Origin of the sequence: Caulobacter sp. Root343 (genome assembly GCF_001425745.1) — a bacterium.
GTDB lineage: Bacteria > Pseudomonadota > Alphaproteobacteria > Caulobacterales > Caulobacteraceae > Caulobacter.
Genome location: NZ_LMDF01000002.1, coordinates 1 through 20,330, shown reverse-complemented (window position 1 = coordinate 20,330; position 20,330 = coordinate 1). Strand labels below are relative to the sequence as shown.

The 20,330-nt window shown below is 67.6% G+C and carries 23 protein-coding genes; 6 read left to right on the top strand and 17 right to left on the bottom strand.

Annotated features, from left to right (window positions below; genetic code table 11):
- Nucleotides 1-127: 127 nt before the first annotated feature.
- The 12 genes from ASC70_RS02655 to ASC70_RS02600 all read right to left on the bottom strand — a co-directional run bounded on the left by ASC70_RS02655 (nt 128) and on the right by ASC70_RS02600 (nt 9,881).
- Nucleotides 128-598: a hypothetical protein gene (locus tag ASC70_RS02655; protein WP_056046264.1), complete on the bottom strand. Its 471-nt coding sequence runs from the start codon at nt 596-598 to the stop codon at nt 128-130.
- Entirely contained in the window at nt 595-1,197 is a 603-nt protein-coding gene (locus ASC70_RS02650; RefSeq protein ID WP_056046262.1) for a response regulator, read from the bottom strand. Before ASC70_RS02650 ends, ASC70_RS02655 begins: the two co-directional genes overlap by 4 nt.
- 7 nt (nt 1,198-1,204) lie before the next feature.
- Nucleotides 1,205-1,588 (bottom strand): hypothetical protein, encoded by a 384-nt coding sequence (locus ASC70_RS02645; RefSeq protein WP_056046259.1) that lies wholly within the window; start codon nt 1,586-1,588, stop codon nt 1,205-1,207.
- A gap of 5 nt (nt 1,589-1,593) precedes the next feature.
- The gene (locus ASC70_RS02640) at nt 1,594-2,160 is read right to left on the bottom strand and encodes a chemotaxis protein CheD (RefSeq protein WP_047403398.1); all 567 of its coding nucleotides are present in this window, start codon (nt 2,158-2,160) and stop codon (nt 1,594-1,596) included.
- Entirely contained in the window at nt 2,157-2,546 is a 390-nt protein-coding gene (locus ASC70_RS02635) for a response regulator (RefSeq protein ID WP_047403396.1), read from the bottom strand. The genes ASC70_RS02640 and ASC70_RS02635 overlap by 4 nt, the downstream gene beginning before the upstream one ends.
- Before the next feature lie 3 nt (nt 2,547-2,549).
- Nucleotides 2,550-3,578, bottom strand: coding sequence for a chemotaxis response regulator protein-glutamate methylesterase (locus tag ASC70_RS02630; RefSeq protein WP_047403394.1), 1,029 nt, complete (start codon nt 3,576-3,578; stop codon nt 2,550-2,552).
- Entirely contained in the window at nt 3,578-4,459 is an 882-nt protein-coding gene (locus ASC70_RS02625; protein WP_056046257.1) for a protein-glutamate O-methyltransferase CheR, read from the bottom strand. The genes ASC70_RS02630 and ASC70_RS02625 overlap by 1 nt, the downstream gene beginning before the upstream one ends.
- A complete protein-coding gene (locus ASC70_RS02620; RefSeq protein ID WP_047403391.1) occupies nt 4,459-4,926 on the bottom strand; it encodes a chemotaxis protein CheW in 468 nt (155 codons plus the stop codon). The genes ASC70_RS02625 and ASC70_RS02620 overlap by 1 nt, the downstream gene beginning before the upstream one ends.
- 3 nt (nt 4,927-4,929) lie before the next feature.
- Nucleotides 4,930-7,170 carry a chemotaxis protein CheA gene (locus ASC70_RS02615; RefSeq protein ID WP_056046255.1) on the bottom strand — a complete coding sequence of 747 codons (2,241 nt, stop codon included), beginning with the start codon at nt 7,168-7,170 and terminating at the stop codon, nt 4,930-4,932.
- A gap of 78 nt (nt 7,171-7,248) precedes the next feature.
- Nucleotides 7,249-7,614 carry a response regulator gene (locus tag ASC70_RS02610; RefSeq protein ID WP_010918320.1) on the bottom strand — a complete coding sequence of 122 codons (366 nt, stop codon included), beginning with the start codon at nt 7,612-7,614 and terminating at the stop codon, nt 7,249-7,251.
- Entirely contained in the window at nt 7,611-7,898 is a 288-nt protein-coding gene (locus tag ASC70_RS02605; RefSeq protein ID WP_056046253.1) for an STAS domain-containing protein, read from the bottom strand. The genes ASC70_RS02610 and ASC70_RS02605 overlap by 4 nt, the downstream gene beginning before the upstream one ends.
- Nucleotides 7,899-9,881, bottom strand: a complete 1,983-nt coding sequence (locus tag ASC70_RS02600) for a methyl-accepting chemotaxis protein (RefSeq protein WP_056046251.1) — start codon at nt 9,879-9,881, stop codon at nt 7,899-7,901.
- Between the two features lie 344 nt (nt 9,882-10,225).
- Here ASC70_RS02600 and ASC70_RS02595 point away from each other — a divergent pair, with 344 nt between their 5' ends.
- Complete coding sequence (locus ASC70_RS02595; RefSeq protein WP_056046249.1) at nt 10,226-10,483, top strand: hypothetical protein; 258 nt, start codon at nt 10,226-10,228, stop codon at nt 10,481-10,483.
- A 122-nt stretch (nt 10,484-10,605) separates the two neighbouring features.
- Here the strand turns inward: ASC70_RS02595 and ASC70_RS02590 are convergent, their stop codons facing one another.
- From ASC70_RS02590 to ASC70_RS02575, 4 genes are all read right to left on the bottom strand, one after another.
- Complete coding sequence (locus ASC70_RS02590) at nt 10,606-11,754, bottom strand: acyl-CoA dehydrogenase family protein (RefSeq protein ID WP_056046247.1); 1,149 nt, start codon at nt 11,752-11,754, stop codon at nt 10,606-10,608.
- 72 nt (nt 11,755-11,826) lie between these two features.
- On the bottom strand, nt 11,827-13,251 hold the full coding sequence (locus tag ASC70_RS02585; protein ID WP_056046246.1) for an amino acid permease: 1,425 nt from the start codon (nt 13,249-13,251) through the stop codon (nt 11,827-11,829).
- A gap of 67 nt (nt 13,252-13,318) precedes the next feature.
- A complete protein-coding gene (locus tag ASC70_RS02580; protein WP_056046244.1) occupies nt 13,319-14,347 on the bottom strand; it encodes a putative sulfate exporter family transporter in 1,029 nt (342 codons plus the stop codon).
- Nucleotides 14,344-14,601: a DUF6356 family protein gene (locus tag ASC70_RS02575; protein ID WP_056046241.1), complete on the bottom strand. Its 258-nt coding sequence runs from the start codon at nt 14,599-14,601 to the stop codon at nt 14,344-14,346. Before ASC70_RS02575 ends, ASC70_RS02580 begins: the two co-directional genes overlap by 4 nt.
- Before the next feature lie 123 nt (nt 14,602-14,724).
- Here ASC70_RS02575 and ASC70_RS02570 point away from each other — a divergent pair, with 123 nt between their 5' ends.
- The 3 genes from ASC70_RS02570 to ASC70_RS02560 all read left to right on the top strand — a co-directional run bounded on the left by ASC70_RS02570 (nt 14,725) and on the right by ASC70_RS02560 (nt 17,062).
- Nucleotides 14,725-15,192, top strand: coding sequence for an Lrp/AsnC family transcriptional regulator (locus ASC70_RS02570; protein ID WP_047403373.1), 468 nt, complete (start codon nt 14,725-14,727; stop codon nt 15,190-15,192).
- Between the two features lie 136 nt (nt 15,193-15,328).
- A complete protein-coding gene (locus tag ASC70_RS02565) occupies nt 15,329-15,985 on the top strand; it encodes an exopolysaccharide biosynthesis polyprenyl glycosylphosphotransferase (RefSeq protein ID WP_056046239.1) in 657 nt (218 codons plus the stop codon).
- Between the two features lie 78 nt (nt 15,986-16,063).
- Entirely contained in the window at nt 16,064-17,062 is a 999-nt protein-coding gene (locus tag ASC70_RS02560) for a cupin-like domain-containing protein (RefSeq protein ID WP_056046237.1), read from the top strand.
- 2 nt (nt 17,063-17,064) lie between these two features.
- Here ASC70_RS02560 and ASC70_RS02555 read toward each other — a convergent pair whose 3' ends face one another.
- Nucleotides 17,065-17,694, bottom strand: coding sequence for a TetR/AcrR family transcriptional regulator (locus ASC70_RS02555; protein ID WP_047403368.1), 630 nt, complete (start codon nt 17,692-17,694; stop codon nt 17,065-17,067).
- 252 nt (nt 17,695-17,946) lie between these two features.
- Here ASC70_RS02555 and ASC70_RS02550 point away from each other — a divergent pair, with 252 nt between their 5' ends.
- Nucleotides 17,947-18,777, top strand: a complete 831-nt coding sequence (locus ASC70_RS02550) for a UDP-2,3-diacylglucosamine diphosphatase (protein ID WP_056046234.1) — start codon at nt 17,947-17,949, stop codon at nt 18,775-18,777.
- Complete coding sequence (locus ASC70_RS02545; RefSeq protein WP_056046231.1) at nt 18,777-19,868, top strand: glycosyltransferase family 1 protein; 1,092 nt, start codon at nt 18,777-18,779, stop codon at nt 19,866-19,868. Before ASC70_RS02550 ends, ASC70_RS02545 begins: the two co-directional genes overlap by 1 nt.
- Nucleotides 19,869-20,330: the final 462 nt, after the last annotated feature.

Here is a 20,330-nt window from a genome sequence, read left to right as displayed (position 1 = left end):
ACAAAGCCCGCGAGCGCCGACAAGGCCACAAAGCGGTCACAACCCACGACACACCTAGCGCCGTTGCGTTTCCGACACATGGTGACGTTCTGTCACAGGGACGGCGCGAAGAGGTCATGCGGCCCTCTCAGCCCTCCTCCGGCCGGTAGTGGCTGACCCGGTAGAGGCCCTGAAGCATCGCCTCCCGCTGCTCGACAGGCAGCTGGGCGCCCATCGCGCGTAGCAGTTTCAGCGCATTCAGATGGACGTCGATCGCGTCCCACCGCCAAGCCTTGGCCTCCGCGCAGCTGTCGGCCAGCCCGCACAGCGACATCGCCGCCTTGTCGACGCCGGCGTCGGCCACGAAGGCGCTGACGTCGATGACCTTGGAAGCCAGCAGATACAGGGCTTCGTACGGCTGGGAGTCGCGTTCCGCCGCGTCCTTGCCGAAGCGACGAGCGATCTCGCCCAAGGCCTCGTCCAGCGCGGCCATCGAAGCCTCGCGCAGGGTTTCGACGCCGGCCTCGGCGGCGGCGATGGCGTCCTTGGCCAGCACCCCGCCGCGATCCTTGATCATATTGGCGAGACGGTTGGGGGGACGGAACTTGCGGACGGTCATATCTGCACCTTGGCCGGCCGCATCATGTTGCTGATTTCGTCGTCGGACATGTTGGGCATTTGCGCGGCGCCCACCTCCGCCGGGAGGTCGTCTTTCCGCCGGCCGTCCGTCCCCGGCGGCGGTCCCTCGTGCTTGAAGCGCCGATCAGGCCCGATATAGCTGTCGCATTCGACGAACACGCGCTCTTCGCGCGCCACCCAGAACACGCGCTCCAGCAGCACCTTGGGGGTGATCGGCTTGGCCACCACGTAGTTGGAGCCGGCGTCCCGCAGCTTGAAGATCTGCGAGGTGCGGGTGTGGCCGGTGACCAGGATGACCGGGACGTAGCGGTTGTTCTCGCCGCCCTCGCGCCGCAGCCACTCGATGAACTCGATGCCATCGGTGACGGGCATCTGCACGTCGCTGATGATCAGGTCGAAAGTCTTGGTGCGGACCAGGATCTGGGCGTCCATGACGCTCTCGGCCCGATGCAGCTGCTTGACCCCGAAGCCCGAGACCACCTGCGACAAAATGTCCAGCGAGGGTCCGTTGTCATCCAGGACCAGCACCGTGGCCCGCTCGAGATTGATCCGCGTCGAGGGGAGGAGCGCGTCCGTCATTGGCCCGCTAGAAGAAGTCCAGCTCGCCGGCCTCGGCTTTCACGCCGGTGGCCTCCTCGGCGCGCAATCGCACCACTAGGTCGGCCAGGCCCAGGCCTTCCAGCAGGGGTTCGATGGACATGCTCCATTCGCCCGACGCGTGCTGGCTGATCCGCTGCAGCACCGCCGACAGGCCGTGCAGGCGTTGGCTCAGTTCGTCCAGGGCCTGCAGCCGGGTCAGGTTGGCCAGGGCCGCGCCGCCCTGGGCGAGGTCGCCGACGATGTGCTCGCAGTCCTGGCAGAGCGCCGCGGCCGAGGCCAGTTCCGCGGCCAGACGACGCGACAGCTCGCCGACCAGGAGGTGTTCCTCCGGCCGGGCGATTGGCGTCGATGGCTGCGGCGAAGCGTTCATGGGCGTCAGAACAGATCCACGTCGCCGTTGGAAGCGGCGGGCATCGGGGCGGGAGTGGGACGACGGACGTCCTGCGGAGCGTTGTCCACGGCGACCAGGCGCTGGCGAACGCGGCCCGAAGCCGGCCAGAACTCGACGCGACGGGCCGAGACCCCGCCGGTGCTGGACGAGACGATCGGGATGCCTTCGTCGCGCAGGAAACGCTCGGCGAATGCGGAGTTGCTGGCGCCGACGTCCGAGAGGCCGTCGAACAACTTGGCCCCGCCGAAGATCTTGGCCTCCAGCCGCTCGCGGCGGGCGCCCTTCTTCAGCAGGTCGTTGATCAGCAGTTCCATGGCGTAGGCGCCGTAGCGGACGGCGTCGCCGTCGCGGCGGTTGTCGCCCGAGTCCGGAAGCAGGAAGTGGTTCATGCCGCCGACGCCGGCCTGGGGATCGCGGATGCACGCGGCGATGCACGAGCCCAGCACGGTGGTCATCACCACCTGCGGGTCGCCCGTCACATGGCTTTCGCCCTGGGTCACGTGAACCTTGATCGCCCGTTCCGGGTCGTCTTGATGGGAGAATGGCGTCATGTCAGCTGCCCGAACACCTGTTCGATCTTCTCTCGCAGCCCCTGAACCGTGAACGGCTTGACGCAGTAGTTGTTGACGCCGAACTGCACGGCGCGCTGGACCAGCTCGCGGTCGGCGCGGCCCGTCAGCATGACGAAGGCGGTCTGGCGGATCGGCGGGTGCGAGCGCACCGCGCGGAGCAGCGCCAGGCCATCCATCTTCGGCATGTTGAAGTCCGAGATGACGAGGTTGGCCGGCTTGGCCAGGAGGTTCTTCAGAGCCTCCTCGCCATCGGGCGCCTCACGGATATCCTTGAAGCCGATCTGCTGGAGCGCATTGCGGATCAACGCCCGCATGGTCAGCTGGTCGTCGACGACGAGAACGGAAATGGTGCTAGCTTGCGGCATGGTTCATCGCCTCGCGGAGGCCAGATCGAGAATGGACTGGCCCATGGAGGACAGGGAAACCTGCTTCTCCACCGCGCCGATTTCAAAAGCGGACCGAGGCATGCCGTAGACGACGCAGCTCGCCTCGTCCTGGCCTAGCGTCTTGCCGCCGGCCTTTCGCATGGCCAGAAGGCCCTGGGCGCCGTCGCGGCCCATGCCGGTCAGGATCGCCCCGACCGCCTTGTCGCCGACCGCGTTGGCCACCGAGTTGAACAGGACGTCCACCGACGGGCGGTGGCCGCTGACGGGATCGCCGGCCACCAGGCGGCAACGCAGGCCGGCCGAGCGAACGACCTCCAGGTGCGTGGCGCCGCCAGGGGCGACATAGACCTTGCCGGGCTCCAGCAGGGCGCCGTCCGTGGCTTCCTGCACCTTGGCCCCGCTGGCGCGATCCAGGCGCGCGGCGAAGCTGGCGGTGAAGGTGGCCGGCATGTGCTGGGTGATGACGGTCGGCGGGCAGGTGTCGGGGAACATCTGCAGGATCGACAACAGGGCTTCCACCCCGCCGGTCGACGAGCCGATCGCCACGATGTCGCCCGAGGGCATGTAGTCCTTGCGACGCGGACCGGCCGGCGCGGAGTCGGCCTTGGTGCGGACCGAGGCGCGGGCCGCGATCTTCACCTTGGCGACGATCTCGGCCAGGGCTTCCTGGGTGCCGGTGGCGTCGGCGGGCTTGCCCACGCAGTCAATCGCGCCGAGTTCCAGGGCCCGCAGCGTCATCTCGGCGCCGGACTGGGTCAGGGTCGAGACCATGACCACCGGCATCGGCCGCAGGCGCATGATCTTCTCGAGGAACTCGATGCCGTTCATGTTCGGCATCTCGATGTCGAGCGTGACGACGTCGGGGTTCAGGGCCTTGATCATGCCCCGCGCCTCGAACGGGTCGCCGGCGCCGCCGACCACCTCGATCTCCGGGTCACGATTAAGGGCCGCCGTGATCAGGCTCCGCATGGTGGCGGAGTCGTCGACGACGAGAACGCGAATTTTGGGCATCAGCGACCGGCCTTTCGATAGGCGGTGAGGCCGCAGCTCTCGAACGCGGTCACGGACGCGCCGACGCGCTCGGAGTGGCCGACATACAGGCGGCCGCCGGGCGCGATGAGGGGCGCGAAGCGGCTCCAAACGCGTTCCTGGGTGGGTTCATCGAAATAGATCACGACATTCCGGCAGAAGATGGCGTCGAACGGGCCTTTCATAGGCCAGGACGGACCGTTGAGATTTAGTTCCCGGAACGCGACCAGGCTGCGCGCCGTCTCGCAGACGCGGAAGGCGCGGCGGTCGGACGGGTCGCGTTCGAAGTACTGGTTGCGCGCCGCGGCGGGGATGCCTTCGAGCAGGCTTTCCTCGTAGACGGCGGCGCGGCCGGTCGCGAGCACGTTGGTGTCGATGTCCGTGCCCAGGATCCGGATGTCCAGATCGGCGGCGTTCGGCCAGACCGACAGCACCGTGAAGGCCATCGAATAGGGCTCCTGGCCCGACGAGCTGGCGGCGGACCACAGACGCAGACGGCGGCCGGCGCGCACCTGGTCGGCGATCGGCTCCAGGATATTGGCGCGCAGGTCGTCGAAGTGGTGCGGCTCGCGGAAGAAGCGCGTGACGTTGGTGGTCAGCGCCCGCAGCATCTCCTGGCTCTCGTCGTGGCCCTTGTCGCTGGCGACGAACGTGCAGTACTCGGTGAATGAGCGCAGGCCCAGGGAGCGCAGGCGCTTGGCCAGGCGCGAATAGACCAGCGTCGCCTTGCTGTCGGGCAGGCTGATGCCGGCCAGGTCGTACAACAGCGCGGCGATGCGCTTGAAGTCTTGGGACGTGAACGCGAACTCGCCATCGACGAGGGCTTCGCGGCGGTCCGTGGGAGAGGCGAATGCGGTCGTCATCAGGCGGCCAATGCCTCGCGTTCAGGAAGGATACGATCCAGCGAGATTTCGCTGATCATGCGGCCTTCGATCGAAACGATGCCGCGCACGAAGCTGCGGACGGCGTCGCAGGCGACGTCGGGGGTCGGTTGGATCATGTCGTCGTTGATCGACAGGATGTCGGACACCGCGTCGACCAGCAGGCCGACGGTGCGGTCGCCCGCCTTGACCACGATGAAGACGCTGCGGACGGTCGGCTCGATCACCGGCATGCCCAGGCGGCAGGCCAGGTCCATGATCGGCAGCACCGCGCCGCGCAGGTTGATGACGCCGCGCATGAAGCCGGGCGATTGCGGCAGCACGGTCGCCGGGCTCCAGCCGCGGATCTCGCGGACGGCCATGATGTCCACGCAGTATTCCTGATCGCCCACGTGGAACGAAATCAGCTCTCGACGGTCGATCCCGGTGGCGGTGGCATGATCGGTCATGACTTACTCCGCGGCGATGAGGGTGGGTTCGGTGGGGCGAGGCGCGCCGCCTTCGCGGCGACGAAGATTGATGGTGGCGTCGACGTCCAGGATCAGGGCCACGCGGCCGTCGCCCAGGATGGTGGCGGCGGCGACGCCTTCGACCTGCTGATAGTTCTGTTCCAGCGACTTGATGACGACCTGGCGCTGGCCGTGGATGGCGTCCGCCACCAGGGCGGCGCGCGAGCCGTCCTCGCCCTCGACCAGCAGCACGACGCCTTCGCACGGGTGCGGGCTGGTGTCGCGATAGCCCAGGGTCCGGCCGACGTCGATCAGCGGCACGAAGCTGTCGCGGACGGCCAGCACCGAGCCGACCGGGCCCAGCGGGCGGACCTCTTCCGGCTTCGGACGCAGGCTTTCGACGATGGCGGCCAGCGGCACGACCAGGGTCTCGCCGGCGACGTCGACCACCATGCCGTCCAGGACGGCCAGGGTCAGCGGCAGGCTGAGGGTGAAGGTCGAGCCTTGGCCCGGACGCGAGGTGATCGAGATCCGACCGCCCAGGGCCTGGACCGAGCGCTTGACCACGTCCATGCCGACGCCGCGGCCCGACACGTCCGAGATCTTGTCGGCGGTCGAGAAGCCCGGGAGGAAGATCAGGTTGTCGATCTCTTCGTCGGTCAGCTGCAGGTCGGGGGCGATCAGGCCCTTCTTGACCGCGATCGAGAGGACCCGCTCGCGGTTGATGCCCTTGCCGTCGTCCGAGACCTCGATGACGATTCGGCCGCTGCGGTGCAGGGCGGCCAGGCGCACGACGCCTTCGGGATTCTTGCCGGCCGCCTTGCGCTCCTCGGGGTTTTCCAGCCCGTGGTCGATGGCGTTGCGCAGCATGTGGGTGATCGGGTCGGACAGACGCTCGATGACCGTCTTGTCGACCTCGGTGTTCTCCCCGTCCATCACCAGGCGGGCCTGCTTACCCGTCATGTTGGCGACTTCGCGGACCAGGCGCGGCATGCGCTGGAACACCGACTTCACCGGCTGGGCGCGGATGGCCATGACGCTGTCCTGGATCTCGCGGGTGAGCTGTTCCAGCTCGTCGAGACCCATGGCCAGGTTGGAGGACGGAGCGATGCCGTATTCGCCGACCCGCTGGGCCAGCATGGCTTGGTTGATGACCAGCTCGCCGACGAGATCGATCAGGCGGTCGATGCGCTCGGGATCGACGCGGATGACCGACTGGCCAGGACCCGGGACTTCGACCTGGGTGGCCTTCGGCGTCGGCGCGGCCGGAGCGGCGGGTTTGGCGGCCGGCGCGACCGGCGTGATTTCGGCGACGGGCGCGAGCGCGGCGATCTCGACCGGAGCCAGCTCGGCCGGCGGCTCGACGATCGCGGGCGCTTCGGCCACGGTCAGAAGCGAGGTGAGAACGGCCGCGATGGGCGCCTCGCCGCGGGTGATTTCCAGTTCGCAGTCGCCATCGACGAATTCGAAGACCTCGCGGATCGCGGTCTCGTCGTCCTCGGTCTCCAGGCGCACGCTCCAGGTGACGTAGGCGGCTTCCGGATCCAGCTCTTCCAACGGCGGCATGGCGCTGTCGTCCAGCGTCGCGGTGATCGGACCCAGGCGGTTGAGCTCGCGCAGCAGCAGCGCCGTCTCGTTGGCCTTGCGGTACAGGTCCGACTTCGGACGGATCGACACCGTCCAGACGTTGGCGGGGATCAGGTCGGTGTCGGCGGCCTGCGCCTCGACCGAGATGGTCTGGGGCACGAACACGAAGCCGAGACCGTCGTCGTCGATGGCGTCGTCCGCATCGACAACGGGTGCGGGGGCCGGAGCGGCGTCCTCGACCGCGACCGGCGCGGCGGCGGCCGGAGAGGCGTTCGGGTCGGTCCAGGTTTCCAGCTCGGCGGCCATGGCGGCCGAGGCCCCCATGTCGACGTCGCCGAGGCCGCGAGCGGCGCTGACGTGATCGGCCAGGATGTCGGAGGCGCGCAGCAGGACGGCGGCCAGCTCGACCGTGTTGGGCACGGCGCCCGAGCGCACGGCGTCCAGCAGGGTCTCGAACACGTGGGCGAAGCGCACCAGCGGCTCGAGGCCGAAGGCGCCGGCGCCGCCCTTGATCGAGTGGACGGCGCGGAACACGGCGTTGACCGTCTCGAGGTCGCCGGCTCCCTCTTCCATGGCCAGGAGACCGCCCTCGAGGTCGGCGAGGAGCTCCTCGCATTCCTGGAAGAAGGTGACCTTGATGGCCTCTAGCTCGTCCATATCCCGTACGTCCTAATTCGCGTCTAGCAACGGGTGCTCAAAGAAACTCGGTACTGAACCTGGATCAGGCCGTCCGGATCAGGCGGCGACGCGACGGATCGCGTCGACCAGCTTTTCCGGGTTGAACGGCTTGACGATCCAGCCCGTCGCGCCGGCCTCGCGGGCCCGCTGCTTCTTGGCCGGGTCGCTTTCCGTGGTCAGGACCAGGATCGGGATGGCGCGATAGTCGTCGTCGACCCGCACCGCCTCGATGAAGCCGAAGCCGTCCAGCTTGGGCATGTTGATGTCCGTGATGATGACATCGGGGCGATGGGCGGAGAGAACCTCCAGACCATGCTCGCCGTCGACAGCCTCGACCACGTTGAAGCCGGCGCCGGCGAGGGCCATGCGCAGCATGTCTCGCATCGTCCGGGAGTCATCGACCGTAAGAACCGTACGCGTCACGATTCAGCTCCTTGGATTGCCGCCGAGAGGAGCGCCCCTTCGGCGCCGAAAAGACGGGTGGTTTCAACGAAGGCCTCCGAAGGCCCCTTGATGGAAAAGGATTGACCGTCCAGGTCCCAGGCCTTGCGGGCCGCGAGCAGGACTTGCAGGCACAGCCCGCCGAGGCGGCGAACCTGGTCGGCCTCCACCGTGATCGCCGCACCGCGACGTTCCAGGAGGGCGGCCTTAAGCGGGGCCGCGGCCTTCAGGTCCAGGGTCTCAGGCAGCGCGATCGCAGCGGCCATTTAGAATTCCTCCCAACCATCCGTAGCAGGGGCCTGGGCGACCGCCGCCGAACCGCTCCGGCCCGGACGGGCGAAGGTGTTCAGGCGAGCCTGTTGCTCGGCCACCGGGTTGCGCGCCGGGGCGTGTTGAACCGGATCGGCGACGGCCGGCCGGCTGTAGGACGAAGACATTCCCCCTTGCCCAGCTCCGACTTGGAAGCGGGCCATGAGGCGGACCAGTTCGGCGGTTTCGCCTTTCAGCGAGTGCGTCGCGGCGGTCGATTGCTCGACCATGGCGGCGTTCTGCTGCGTGACCTGGTCCATCTGGTTCACGGCGGTGTTCACTTCGTTCAGACCGGTCGCCTGCTCCGCGGCCGAGGCCGCGATCTCGGTGACCAGCGCGTCGATCTCGCCGACCTTCGCCACGATCCGTTGCAGGGCCTCGCCCGTCTGGCCGACCAGGCTGACGCCTTGGCTGACCTGCTGGGTCGACGAGGAGATCAGAGCCTTGATCTCCTTGGCCGCCTCGGCGGAGCGCTGGGCCAGGGCCCGGACTTCCTGGGCGACGACCGCGAACCCGCGGCCGGCTTCGCCAGCTCGCGCGGCTTCGACGCCGGCGTTCAGAGCCAGAAGGTTGGTCTGGAAAGCGATTTCGTCGATCACGCCGATGATCTGGCTGATCTGCTTGGACGAGTTTTCAATCTCGCCCATGGCCGACACTGCTTGATGCACGACCTGACCGGAATGCGTCGCTTCGCCACGGGTGGTCGAAACCACGTCCGAGGCCTGACGGGCGCCCGAGGCCGTACGGCGCACGGTGGCGGTCAGCTCGTCCAGGGCGGCGGCGGTTTCTTCCAGGCTGGCGGCTTGCTGCTCGGTGCGGCGCGACAGATCGTCCGAGGCGTGGGCGATCTCGTCGGCGCCGGTGCGCAGGCCGTCGGTCGAGGCGGCGATGACCTTCATCGTCTCCTGCAGCGAGCCCATGGCGCCGTTGAAGTCGTCTTTCAGCTTGCGGTACTCGCCCGGGAAGTCGGCGCTGACACGGAAGGTCAGGTCGCCCGAAGCCAGCTTTTCCAGGCCCTCGGCCAGGCTGGTGACCACGAGGGCGCTTTCCTGGGCGGCGGCGGCGGCGGCGGCTTCCTTGGCGCGGCGTTCATCGGCCGTGAGGGCGGCCGACTTCTCCTGCTCCGCGCGCAGGGTGTCGAGATGGAGTTGGTTGTCCCGGAAGACCTTGAGCGAACGGACGATGGCGCCCAGCTCGTCGCCGCGTTCCAGCTTTTCGAGGTCGATGCCGTTGTCGCCCTTCGAGAGCTTCTCGGTGGCGCCGGCGATGTCGCCGATCGACTTCCGGGTGGTCATGACGGTCAGGAACGCCAGGCCGCCGACGGTCCCCAGGGTGACCAGGGACATCAGGATCGTGGCGCTCATCGCGGCCGTGGCCTCGGTCTGGCGCTTGGCGGTTTCGCCTTCGATCCGCTTGTTGGCGGCGGCGACGACCTGGTCCAGCTGGCCGGTCATCTTGGCGTATTGTTCTTCGAACGGCGCGATGAAGCCGACGGCCATGCCGAAGTCGACGCCGATCATGCCGCTCACCGTGTCGATGGCGCTACGGCACTCGTCCAGCGACTTGATCAACTCCGCGATCTTCGGCTGTTCGGCGGCCGGCAGCTTGGCCTTCAGCGAGACCAGATCCTTCTTGACCGAATCCGTCTCGGTCAGGATCGCCGCCATGCGGGCGTCGTTCTTGGCGACGTCGATGTTGCCCGCCTTGTGGGTCAGCACCGTGTAAAGTTCGCCGTTGATGTTCGAGATGCGCTTGGAGACCCTTTGGATCTCCATGTTCTGACGCATGTCGGTTTCGACCACCTGCTTCAAGGCGGCCGACTGGCTCTTCTGAACGACGATCGCGCCGCCGGCCATCAAGGCCAGCATGAGCAGCGCGAAAGCCGGCGCGAAGCCGATCTTGATGATCAATGGTAAATCGACGAGACGAATACGTTTCATCGCGAGGTCCCCTCCAACCAGCGCTCCGAGTCACGGATCGCCAAACTGAAGTGGGATAATCGCGATAGAGTCCTAACAGACTCTGACTTGGTTAAGGGGAATTCGATATAATATCTCCAGGTCGCGCCAAGGTGGTCATTTGGTCGCAGGCTCCCGCCCTCCGATTCTATAAAGAGGGCTCTGGAGAACGAGAGTCTCCGAAAGATCGAAGCATGGTTACCTGACAGTAAACCTCGAATATTCTGGCCCGACTCAGAATATCTTAACTTACACCTGCGATTTTGCTCCTGCGTCCGGTTGGCGCGTCGTCCACAGGACGTGAATTCATTACTAGGAGCAGCGGGATGAAATATCCGATCGCTATTGCCGCGGGAATCGCTGGCAGCTTTTTCGTCGCTCAGGCCGCGTCGGCCGCCGGCGGTTTCGAAGACCAAATGGGCCGTTGCCTGCAGCAGTACGCGAACACGGACTGCAAGGTCGTCGACAACAGCGCCGCTGGTAAGGGCTTCGACAAGGCCGCCATGTGCATCGCCGAAAAGCTGCCGATGGGCGCCAAGACCGGCACCGTGAAGGTTCCCTTCCGCTTCCCGGGCGGCGCGTAAGTCTTACGCGTCGACACCGTTTAGGGGGAAACAATACGCCCTCGCCGGCTCAACCGGCGAGGGCGTCTGCTATTGTGGGGCCGACCAAGTCTTCGGATAGGCCTTTTACCTGAATAGTCTTGTCAGCCGCCGCGCTTGAGAGTCTCGCGGGCGATGACCAGTTGCTGGATCTGGCTGGTGCCTTCGTAGATGCGGAAGATCCGCACGTCGCGATACAGGCGCTCGATGCCGTAGTCGGCGACATAGCCGGCGCCGCCGAATATCTGCACGGCCCGATCGGCCACCCGACCGACCATTTCCGAGGCGAACAGCTTAGAGGCCGCCGCCTCCAGGGTGACATTGTCGCCGGCGTCGCGCTTGCGCGCGGTGTCCAGCACCAGCGCCTTGGCCGCCAGGGCCTCGGTCTTGCTGTCGGCGATCATCGCCTGGATCAGCTGGAAGCTGGCGATCGGCTGGCCGAACTGCTTGCGCTCGCTGGCATAGGCCACGCAGTCGGCGATCAGCCGCTCGGCCACGCCCACGCAGACGGCGGAGATGTGCAGGCGCCCCCGGTCCAACACCTGCATGGCGACCTTGAAGCCCTCCCCCTCCGCGCCCAGCCGGTTCTCGACCGGCACCCGGACATTGTCGAAGGTGACGTCGTGGATGTGGGCGCCCTGCTGGCCCATCTTCTTCTCGGGCTTGCTGACCGAGAGACCCGGCAGGTCGCGCGGCACCAGGAAGGCCGAGACGCCGGAGCCGCCCTTGGCGTCGGGATTGGTGCGCGCCATCACCGTGAACAGCGACGCCTTGCCGGCGTTGGTGATGAAGCGCTTGTCGCCGTTCAGCACATAATGATCGCCGTCGAGCGTGGCGCGCGTCTGGACGGCGGCGCTGTCCGAACCGGCCTCTGGCTCGGTCAGGGCGAATGAAGTGATGATCTCGCCCGAGGCGATGCCCTCCAGCCACTTGGCCTTCTGGGTGTCGTCGCCGAACATGACCAGGCCCTGGCTGCCGATACCGACATTGGTGCCGAACACCGAGCGGAAGGCCGGCGAGGCGCGGCCCAGCTCGATAGCCACCAGCGCCTCTTCCTCCATGTTCAGACCTAGCCCGCCGAACTCTTCCGGGATCGACAGGCCGAACAGGCCCAGCGCTTTCATCTCCTCGACGACATCCTGAGGGACCAGATCGTCCTCGGCCACCTTGGCCTCGATCGGGCGCAGGCGCTCGGCCACGAAGCGGGCGACGGTGTCGATCAGCTGCGTGCGGGTTTCCAGATCGAGGGCCATGCGCTTCCTTCCGGCGTGTCAAACACTTGTTTTGACGCGGACTGTAGCGATGGCCCCCGAGAATGGAAGGCCCTAGCTGGAGGCCTTCTCGGCCTGGGCCAGCACGCTCTTGCGCATGCCATAGGCGACATAGACCACCGCCCCGATCAGGTGGGCGATCAGGAAGTAGGTCTGGGTCTTGGCCGGCAGGCTGTAGAACAGATAGAGGCAGCCAAGGATGCCGGCCGGGGCGACGACCTGCCAGGCCGGCGTCGAGAACACGCGCGGACGGCTCGGCTCGCGCCGGCGCAGCACGATCACCGACAGGCCCACGGCGATGAAGGCCGCCAGGGTGCCGGCATTGGCCAGCTCGGCGATGTCCTTCAGCGACAGGAAACCCGACAGCACCGCCGACAGGGCGCCGGTCAGCAGGGTCATCAGCACGGGCGTGCCGGTCTTGGCGTTCACCCGCGACAGGGCGCGGGGCAGCAGGCCGTCGCGCGCCATGACGAAGAAGATCCGGCTCTGGCCGTACATGAAGGCCAGGATCACGGTCGGCAGGGCGACGACGGCGGCAAGGGCCACCAGCTGCGCCATCCTCGGATGGCTCAGCGTTTCCAGGATGAAGACCAGCGGCGCCTCGCTCTTGGAGAACACCTCGGTGCGCGAGGCGCCGATCGAGGCGGCGGCGACGATCATGTAGATGGCCGTGCAGACCGCCATCGAGCCGACGATGCCGATGGTCAGGTCGCGCTTGGGGTTCTTGGTCTCCTCGGCGGCGGTCGAGACCGCGTCGAAGCCGTAGAAGGCGAAGAAGATCAGGCTGGCGGCGGCCATGACCCCGACCTTCACCCCGTCCGGTCCGACCGTGGCCGGGAAGCCGCTAGGCATGAACGGGGTGAAGTGACTGGCGTCGAATGCCGGCAGACACAGGGTCACGAACACGATCAGGGCGACGATCTTCACGAACACCAGGACCATGTTGACCGTGGCGCTCTCCCGAGTACCCAGGGCCAGCAGGCCCGCGACCGCCATCGAGATGATCACGGCCGGCAGGTTGACGATCCCGCCCGCGTGGGGGCCGGCCAGCAGGGCGTCCGGGAAGCCGGCCATCTTGAACAGGCCGTGGGCGTGGGCCGACCAGCCGACGGCGACCGCCGCGCAGACCAGGGTGTATTCCAGGATCAGGCTCCAGCCGACGAACCAGGCGACCGGCTCGCCCATGGCGGCGTAGCTGTAGGTATAGGCGCTGCCCGCCGCCGGGATCATCGTCGACAGCTCGGCGTAGCAGAGCGCGGCGCAGGCGCAGACCGCCCCCGCGATCAGGAACGACAGGATGACGCCGGGACCGGCCAGGCCCGCGCCCACGCCGGTCAGGGTGTAGATGCCGGTGCCGACGATGGCCCCGACGCCCAAGGCCACCAGGTGCGGCCAGCTCAGGGTCTTCTTCAGCTGATGGCTGTCCGCGTGTCCCGCGGTGATGGTGTCGATGGCCTTGCGGCGCGTCCAGATACTCAAAACTGGGTCCCTCCCGACTCTTGGAGGGGAACATGGAGCGGGTTTCGTCCCCCGCCAAGCTCGTTTGTTAGAAGAAAATTGTCGTCAGGGCATAGGCCAGGATGGCGACCGCCGCCGTGACCGTTCCCAGCATGACCGCCAGGCGCGGCTTGACCTCCAGCAGGGCCTTGGGGCCCAGCTTGGCCGAGATGGCGCCGACGCCGGCCAGCAGCAGGAAGCTGGAGCAGGTCATCAGCACCGAGACCAGGGCCGGCGGGATCAGGTTCAGGCCGCGCGCGGCGGCTAGGGCGGCGAAGCCCAGCACGAACAGCGGCGGCGCCTTCAGGCCCGACAGGAAGCCTCGCCCCGCGCCGCTTTCGCCGCCACGGGTCAGGACGACGCCGATCAGCACCACCGCCGGGCCCAGCCAGACGATGCGGGCCAGCTTGGCCAGGGCGGCCGTGCTGGCCGTCTCGGGCGACACCGAGGCTCCCGCGCCGGCCACCTGAGCGACGTCGTGGATCGACAGGCCGAAGAACACGCCGGACTGGTGGGCGGTCAGGCCCAAGGCGTGGGCCAGAGGCGGATAGGCCAGCATGGCCACGGTCGACAGCAGGTTGACCCCGACGATGACCAGGGCGGTCGTGCGCTGGTTGGCCGGGCTGGCGGGCGCGGCTTGCGATGCGGCCAGGGCGGCGGACGCGCCGCAGATCGAACAGGCGGCGGCGGCGATCAGGGCCTCGGCGAACGGCAGGCCCAGGGCCACGCCGGCGGCCGCGCCGATGGCCAGGCCGCCCAGCACGACGACGCCGCTGGCCAGGATGGCCGGACCGCCCAGGGCGGCGAACTCGGCCCAGCTGATCTGGGCCCCCATCATGGCCACGCCCAGGCGCAGGCCGGGCTTGGCGAAGAGGTCGAGGCCGGCGCCCAGCTGGCTCTGCAGCCCCAGCGCGCCCAGCATCATGCCCAGCACCACCGCGATCAACGGCGCGGGGGCGTGCAGGCTTTGCGACAGCAGCTTGGCCAGCACTGCCAGCAGCACGCCGGCGACCAGGCCCGGACCCATGCGGCCGGCGCCCGTCCTCAGCGCATCGAGCCGGAGCGCCGCGGCGGTCATCCGCGGACGGTCTCGCCAGAAATCGGCGCCGGGCCGAAATGAGCTTCCGCGCGGGCGCAGCGGTTGGAAAGACGCTCGTTCAGGCGCCGGACCGTCTGGCTGCCGGTGCGTTCGAAGGCGAAGGGCAACAAGCCATGGACCAGGCAGGCCAGGCCCGCGCCGATCAGGGTGAAGCCAAAGCTCCACGCCACGCCCATGTGCTCGCCATAGGTCTCGCCGACGGACTTCGGGTGACGGGTGAATGACGCGAACATGAAAAGCCTCGCTGCTGTGCCGAGGCTCTCCATGATGGCGACGATTCGAAGAAAGGCATTACTGGATCGCGGCCTGATCCGGGCGTAGAGAGAATTCCATTCTTCAATGTCGGGGATCTGGAGATGATTGATCTCGATCAAGTCGATCGGCGCATCTTGGCCATTCTCCAGGAGGACGCCACGGTCGCCATCGCCGACATCGCCGAGCGCGTCGGCCTGACCCAGACGCCCTGCTGGAAACGGGTCAAGCGCCTACAGGACGCCGGAGTCATCACCGCCCGCGTGGCCCTGCTGGACCGCGAAGCCCTGGACCTGGGGCTGACCGTGTTCGTGGCGGTCAAGACCGGCCGTCACGACGAGGACTGGCTGACCACCTTCGCCGCCGGGGCCAGGGCCCTGCCCGAGGTCGTCGAGTTCTACCGGATGAGCGGCGACGTCGATTACCTGCTGAAGGTCGTGGTCCGCGACATCGCCGCCTATGACCGCTTCTACAAGCGCCTGATCGCCACCGCCCCGCTCACCGACGTCTCGTCCAGTTTCGCGATGGAGCAGATCAAGTTCACGACGGCGCTGCCGATCTGCCCGACCTGACGCGAAAGCGTCGCCTCGAACTCCGCTGTGACGATCCTCACATACCGACGTTACATTTAAAGGCTCTAACCGTTGGGCGGCGGAGGTTAGGTCACAACTGGCCATCCTCCACGCGGACAGAGGACGGTGGGGACCAATGACTGGTGTCGTTTCTAGTCCGCGGGCGGATTTCGCTCGGCCGGAGCATAGCCTGCTCCCGGTCGCGCGAGATCCGGCCAAGCGCTTCTTCGACGTCGCGACCGCCTTGGGCATGCTGGCCTTCTTCGGCCCCTTGCTGCTGCTGGTCGCGGCGTTGATCCGTCTCGAGACGCCCGGCCCCGCGCTGTTTCGGCAGACGCGGGGCGGGCTGAACGGCCGCCCGTTCATGATCTACAAGTTCCGCTCGATGCGTTGCCAGGAGAACGGGACACAGGTCGTCCAGGCGCTGCGCGACGACGACCGGGTCACCCTGGTCGGCCGCTTCATCCGCAAGACCAGCATCGACGAACTGCCGCAGCTGCTGAACGTGCTGAAGGGCGACATGTCCCTGGTCGGGCCGCGTCCTCACGCCCAGGCCCACGACGAGCACTATGGCGCGGCGATCCCCGGCTACGCCTTGCGCTTCCAGGCCCGTCCCGGCCTGACCGGCCTGGCCCAGATCCAAGGCCTGCGCGGCGGAACCGCCGACCACGGGGCCATGGTCCAGCGGGTCCGAGCCGACATCGCCTATATCGAGACCTGGTCGTTCGCCCGCGATCTCCGGATCCTGCTGCTGACCGTGCCGCACCTGTTGGTCGCCCATAACGCCTACTGAACGCTGCTGAAGCCCGGCGTCGCCCGTGCTAACCACGGCCTGGTCCGCCGTCGGACCCGCGAGCAGTTCAGTGACGCCATGGCCCTTGTCGAAATGAGCGCGGTCGACGCCGACCACTTCCACCGCGTGATCGTCCCAGCGGCCCGGCCGGTGGTGTTCCGAGGCCTGGTGGCGCACTGGCCCGTGGTCGAGGCCGCCCGGAACGGCGACGAGGCCCTGTTCGACTATCTGTCCCGCTTCGACCGGCAGGAGCCGGTGGCCACCCTGATCGGCGATCCGGAAGCTGGCGGACGGTTCTTCTACAACGACGACCTGACCGGCTTCAATTTCAGCACCGGCCGCGCCCGGCTGCGGAAAAGCTTCGACTTCCTGCTGGCCAATCGCGACACGGCGCGGCCGGCGACCCTGGCCGCCCAGTCGATCGCCGCCGATGCGCACCTGCCCGGCTTCAAGGCCGACAATCCCTCGCCGCTGCTGGATCCGGCGATCGAGCCTCGGCTGTGGCTGGGCAACCGGGCCATCGTCGCCGCCCACCAGGATCCGTACGACAACCTGGCCTGCGTTGTGGCCGGCCGCCGGCGCTTCACCCTGTTCCCGCCGGAAAGCGTCGCCGACCTCTATATCGGCCCGTTCGAGAAGACCCCCGGCGGCCCGCCGATCAGCATGGTGTCGTTCGACGACCCCGACCTCGAGCGCCATCCGCGTTTCGCCCGGGCGCTGGAGGTCGCGCAGGTCGTCGAGCTGGAACCCGGCGACGCGCTCTACATCCCCTATCTCTGGTGGCACCACGTCCGTTCGCTGGAGCCGGTGAACCTGCTGACCAACTATTGGTGGGCCAGCGAGGCCAGCGAGCGGGGCCAGGCCTTCGACGCCTTCCTGCACGCGGTGCTGGCCCTGCGCGCCCTGCCCGAAAGCCACAGGGCCGCCTGGCGCACGATCTTCGACCACTACGTCTTCGGCGATCCACAGACCGCGACCGCCCATCTGCCGGAGAGCGCCCACGGCATGCTCGGCGAACTCAGCGGCGAGGAAGCCTTGCGCATCCGCAAGGCGCTTGGCCAGAAGCTGGCCGGCTGAGCCTATTCCGGCCAGAGATCCTGGATGTCGCCCTTGCGGTTCAGCATGTGGGTGGCGCGCTTGATCAGCATCAGCAGGCGCTCTTTCCGGCCGTCCTTGTCGTAGGTCAGGGTCGTCCGGGCCAGGCCTTCCAGCATGAAGCGGGCGAGGTCGCGGCTGGCCTGGAAGCGCGGGCCGGCGCCGGCGTGCAGGATCTTCAGGAAGTGGTCGCCGGCCTGGGCGCGGTCGAACTCGGCCTGGGCCGGGGCCAGCAGGGCGTGGATCGCCGGGTCCGTGCGGCCGGCGGCCTCCATCTCGGCGAAGGCGGTGAAGGGCACGCTGTGCAGCAGGTCCCAGTAGCTGTCGATCGCGTGCTCGGTGACGTCGGCGCCCGGCGGCAGGCTGTCGGCGGCGGCCCGGAACAGGGTCGAGCGTTCGGCCTGGATATGGGCCACGGCGGCCTCGACCAGGGCCTCGCGAGTCGGGAAGTGGTAAAGCATCGCCCCGCGCGTCAGGCCCGCCGCGTCGGCGATCGCCGGGTTGGTGGCCGCGTGATAGCCGATCTCGGCGATCAGCCGCATCGCGCAGTCGAGAATCCGCGCGCGGGTCTTCTGCGACTTGGGGGTGTCCTTGGCGAGGCGGGCGGCGTCCATCGGGGTGACTTAGTGCGATGCATGTTGCACCGCAACAGCCAGGGCGCGTCCCGGCGCTCAAAGGATGCTTTCCCGCACCGAGTTTTTGACGGATGCGCCGAAACTGCGCAAATCCTGGGCTGACCCAAGGGAAATCCGCCGCACCGTCATTTCATCAAAGCGACATGCAATCAGCTTATTCGCCAGCCGTTGGCCGCCATCGCTGCGATCAGGGGACGGAGCGATCTTGCGGCGCCACACGGGGGTTCGACCATGAGCGCCGACGTCGCCGTCCGCCGCTACCGTTCCGTCTTCATCAGCGATCTGCACCTGGGCACGCGGGGATGCCAGGCCGAGCTGCTGCTGGACTTCATCCGCCATATCGAGTGCGACAAGCTCTATCTGGTCGGTGACATCATCGACGGCTGGAAGCTGCGCAGCGGCTGGTACTGGCCCCAGGCCCACAATGACGTGGTCCAGAAGATCCTGCGCATGGCCCGCAAGGGCACCGAGGTGATCTACGTCCCCGGCAACCACGACGACCGGGTCCGCGACTTCTGCGGCGTCCATTTCGGCGGCGTGATCGTGGCCCGCGACGTGATCCACGAGGCCGCCGACGGCAAGCGCTACCTGGTCGTCCACGGCGACGAGTTCGACGGCGTCGTGCAGCACGCCAAGTGGCTCGCCTTCCTCGGGGATTGGTCCTATAGAACCATCCTCATGCTGAACACTCTGGTGAATCGCCTGCGGCGGCGCCTTGGGTTCGGTTATTGGAGTCTTTCGGCCTATCTGAAGGTCAAGGTGAAGAACGCGTTGCAGTTCATCGAGAACTTCGAGGCCGCTGTGGCCGACGAAGCTCGACGTCGGGGGGTGGACGGCGTGATCTGTGGTCATATCCACAAGGCCGAGATGCGCGACATCGACGGCATTCAATATATCAATGACGGCGACTGGGTCGAAAGCTGCACGGCCCTGGCCGAGCACGCCGACGGTCGCCTGGAAATCCTGGAGTGGGCCAAGCTGCGCTCGTGGTCGGTGATCGACCGCGCCAGCACGCTGGTGACCGCGATCGACGAGCCCTTGCCGGAGCCGGCCGCCGCCTGATGCGAATTCTGCTTGCGACCGACGCCTGGGAACCTCAAGTCAACGGGGTGGTCCGCACCCTGAGCCGGGTGACCGAAGAACTGCGCGCCCTGGGCCACGAGGTCGATGTCGTCAGTCCGGAACAGTTTCCGACCTTCCCGCTGCCGACCTATCCCGAGATCAAGCTGGCCATCGGCGCCTACGAGCCGGTGCAGGAGCGCTTCAAGTCATTCGAGCCCGAGGCGATCCACATCGCCACCGAGGGCCCGATCGGCCTGGCCGCCCGCCGCATCTGCCTGGAATGGAAGCTGCCGTTCACGACCAGCTACCACACCAAGTTCCCCGAATATGTCTCGGCCCGCCTGCCGCTGCCGCTGGCGGCCGGCTACACTTACATGCGCTGGTTCCACAAGCCGTCGGGCCGCCTTATGGTGGCCACGCCGACCATGCGCGACGAGCTGGCCAAGCACGGCTTCCGCAACCTGTCGCCCTGGTCGCGCGGCGTCGACACCGACATCTTCAAGCCGCGCGCGCCGGGCGAGCCCGACGTGTTCGAGGGCCTGCCGCGCCCGATTTTCCTCAATGTCGGCCGGGTGGCCGTCGAGAAGAACATCGAGGCCTTCGCCAGCCTCGACCTGCCGGGCACCAAGGTGGTGATCGGCGACGGCCCGCAGCGCGAGGAGCTGGCCGAGAAATATCCCGAGGTGAAGTTCCTGGGCGCCAAGTTCGGCGACGAACTGGCCCGCCATTTCGGCGCGGCGGACGTCTTCTGCTTTCCGTCCCTGACCGACACCTTCGGCCTGGTGATCCTGGAGGCCATGGCCGCCGGCGTGCCGGTGGCGGCCTTCTCGGCCCCCGGCCCGGTCGACATCATCCCCGGCTCCAACGCCGGCGTCCTGGCGCCGGGCCAGACCGACGGGCTGAAGGAAGCCTGCCTGGCCTGCCTGGACCTCGACCGCGTCGTGGTCCGCAAGTTCGCCGAGCGCTTCTCGTGGCGCTCGTGCGCGGAGGAGTTCTTCCGCAACCTGCAGCCCTATCCGGAACCGGAGAAGACCCGGTTCTGGCGGCGCCTGCGCCGACTGGCGCGGCTGCGGAAGAAGACTGCGGCCTAGATTCACGGGTTCAAGGCGGGCTACTTGCCCCCTCCGCGCCTGCGGCGCTCCTCCCCCAGAGGGGGAAGAAGGTCATCCTTCCGCCCCCTCCGGGGGCGGACGGCCGCGAAGCGGCCAGGTGGGGGCAAGTGACATCGGCTTCACGCGGTTTACCGCTGAAGTTGGTGGGGAGGCGACGGAGCGGCCGGGCGAACCCGGANCCTTCCGCCCCCTCCGGGGGCGGACGGCCGCGAAGCGGCCAGGTGGGGGCAAGTGACATCGGCTTCACGCGGTTTACCGCTGAAGTTGGTGGGGAGGCGACGGAGCGGCCGGGCGAACCCGGATGACCGTGAGTGTTTGTTTGCGTTTCGGTTCGTCGTCCGCTCCGCCAGGCTGTTCTCTGCCGTGAGGACGGCGGGCGTGAGCGTTATCTGCTCGGGCCTCCGCTACCCCCGGACGGGCGTGGACCAACTGGATCGGCTA

What these genes read in the sequence shown, in the direction of transcription:
- ASC70_RS02640 (WP_047403398.1), bottom strand. Translation starts at nt 2,160, where the DNA reads ATGACGCCATTCTCCCATCAAGACGACCCGGAACGGGCGATCAAGGTT.
- ASC70_RS02635 (WP_047403396.1), bottom strand. Translation starts at nt 2,546, where the DNA reads ATGCCGCAAGCTAGCACCATTTCCGTTCTCGTCGTCGACGACCAGCTG.
- ASC70_RS02605 (WP_056046253.1), bottom strand. Translation starts at nt 7,898, where the DNA reads ATGGCCGCTGCGATCGCGCTGCCTGAGACCCTGGACCTGAAGGCCGCG.
- ASC70_RS02560 (WP_056046237.1), top strand. Translation starts at nt 16,064, where the DNA reads ATGGCCCTTGTCGAAATGAGCGCGGTCGACGCCGACCACTTCCACCGC.
- ASC70_RS02570 (WP_047403373.1), top strand. Translation starts at nt 14,725, where the DNA reads ATGATTGATCTCGATCAAGTCGATCGGCGCATCTTGGCCATTCTCCAG.
- ASC70_RS02595 (WP_056046249.1), top strand. Translation starts at nt 10,226, where the DNA reads ATGAAATATCCGATCGCTATTGCCGCGGGAATCGCTGGCAGCTTTTTC.
- ASC70_RS02600 (WP_056046251.1), bottom strand. Translation starts at nt 9,881, where the DNA reads ATGAAACGTATTCGTCTCGTCGATTTACCATTGATCATCAAGATCGGC.
- ASC70_RS02615 (WP_056046255.1), bottom strand. Translation starts at nt 7,170, where the DNA reads ATGGACGAGCTAGAGGCCATCAAGGTCACCTTCTTCCAGGAATGCGAG.
- ASC70_RS02580 (WP_056046244.1), bottom strand. Translation starts at nt 14,347, where the DNA reads ATGACCGCCGCGGCGCTCCGGCTCGATGCGCTGAGGACGGGCGCCGGC.
- ASC70_RS02620 (WP_047403391.1), bottom strand. Translation starts at nt 4,926, where the DNA reads ATGACCGATCATGCCACCGCCACCGGGATCGACCGTCGAGAGCTGATT.
- ASC70_RS02630 (WP_047403394.1), bottom strand. Translation starts at nt 3,578, where the DNA reads ATGCCCAAAATTCGCGTTCTCGTCGTCGACGACTCCGCCACCATGCGG.
- ASC70_RS02655 (WP_056046264.1), bottom strand. Translation starts at nt 598, where the DNA reads ATGACCGTCCGCAAGTTCCGTCCCCCCAACCGTCTCGCCAATATGATC.
- ASC70_RS02550 (WP_056046234.1), top strand. Translation starts at nt 17,947, where the DNA reads ATGAGCGCCGACGTCGCCGTCCGCCGCTACCGTTCCGTCTTCATCAGC.
- ASC70_RS02590 (WP_056046247.1), bottom strand. Translation starts at nt 11,754, where the DNA reads ATGGCCCTCGATCTGGAAACCCGCACGCAGCTGATCGACACCGTCGCC.
- ASC70_RS02565 (WP_056046239.1), top strand. Translation starts at nt 15,329, where the DNA reads ATGACTGGTGTCGTTTCTAGTCCGCGGGCGGATTTCGCTCGGCCGGAG.
- ASC70_RS02555 (WP_047403368.1), bottom strand. Translation starts at nt 17,694, where the DNA reads ATGGACGCCGCCCGCCTCGCCAAGGACACCCCCAAGTCGCAGAAGACC.
- ASC70_RS02625 (WP_056046257.1), bottom strand. Translation starts at nt 4,459, where the DNA reads ATGACGACCGCATTCGCCTCTCCCACGGACCGCCGCGAAGCCCTCGTC.
- ASC70_RS02645 (WP_056046259.1), bottom strand. Translation starts at nt 1,588, where the DNA reads ATGAACGCTTCGCCGCAGCCATCGACGCCAATCGCCCGGCCGGAGGAA.
- ASC70_RS02545 (WP_056046231.1), top strand. Translation starts at nt 18,777, where the DNA reads ATGCGAATTCTGCTTGCGACCGACGCCTGGGAACCTCAAGTCAACGGG.
- ASC70_RS02650 (WP_056046262.1), bottom strand. Translation starts at nt 1,197, where the DNA reads ATGACGGACGCGCTCCTCCCCTCGACGCGGATCAATCTCGAGCGGGCC.
- ASC70_RS02575 (WP_056046241.1), bottom strand. Translation starts at nt 14,601, where the DNA reads ATGTTCGCGTCATTCACCCGTCACCCGAAGTCCGTCGGCGAGACCTAT.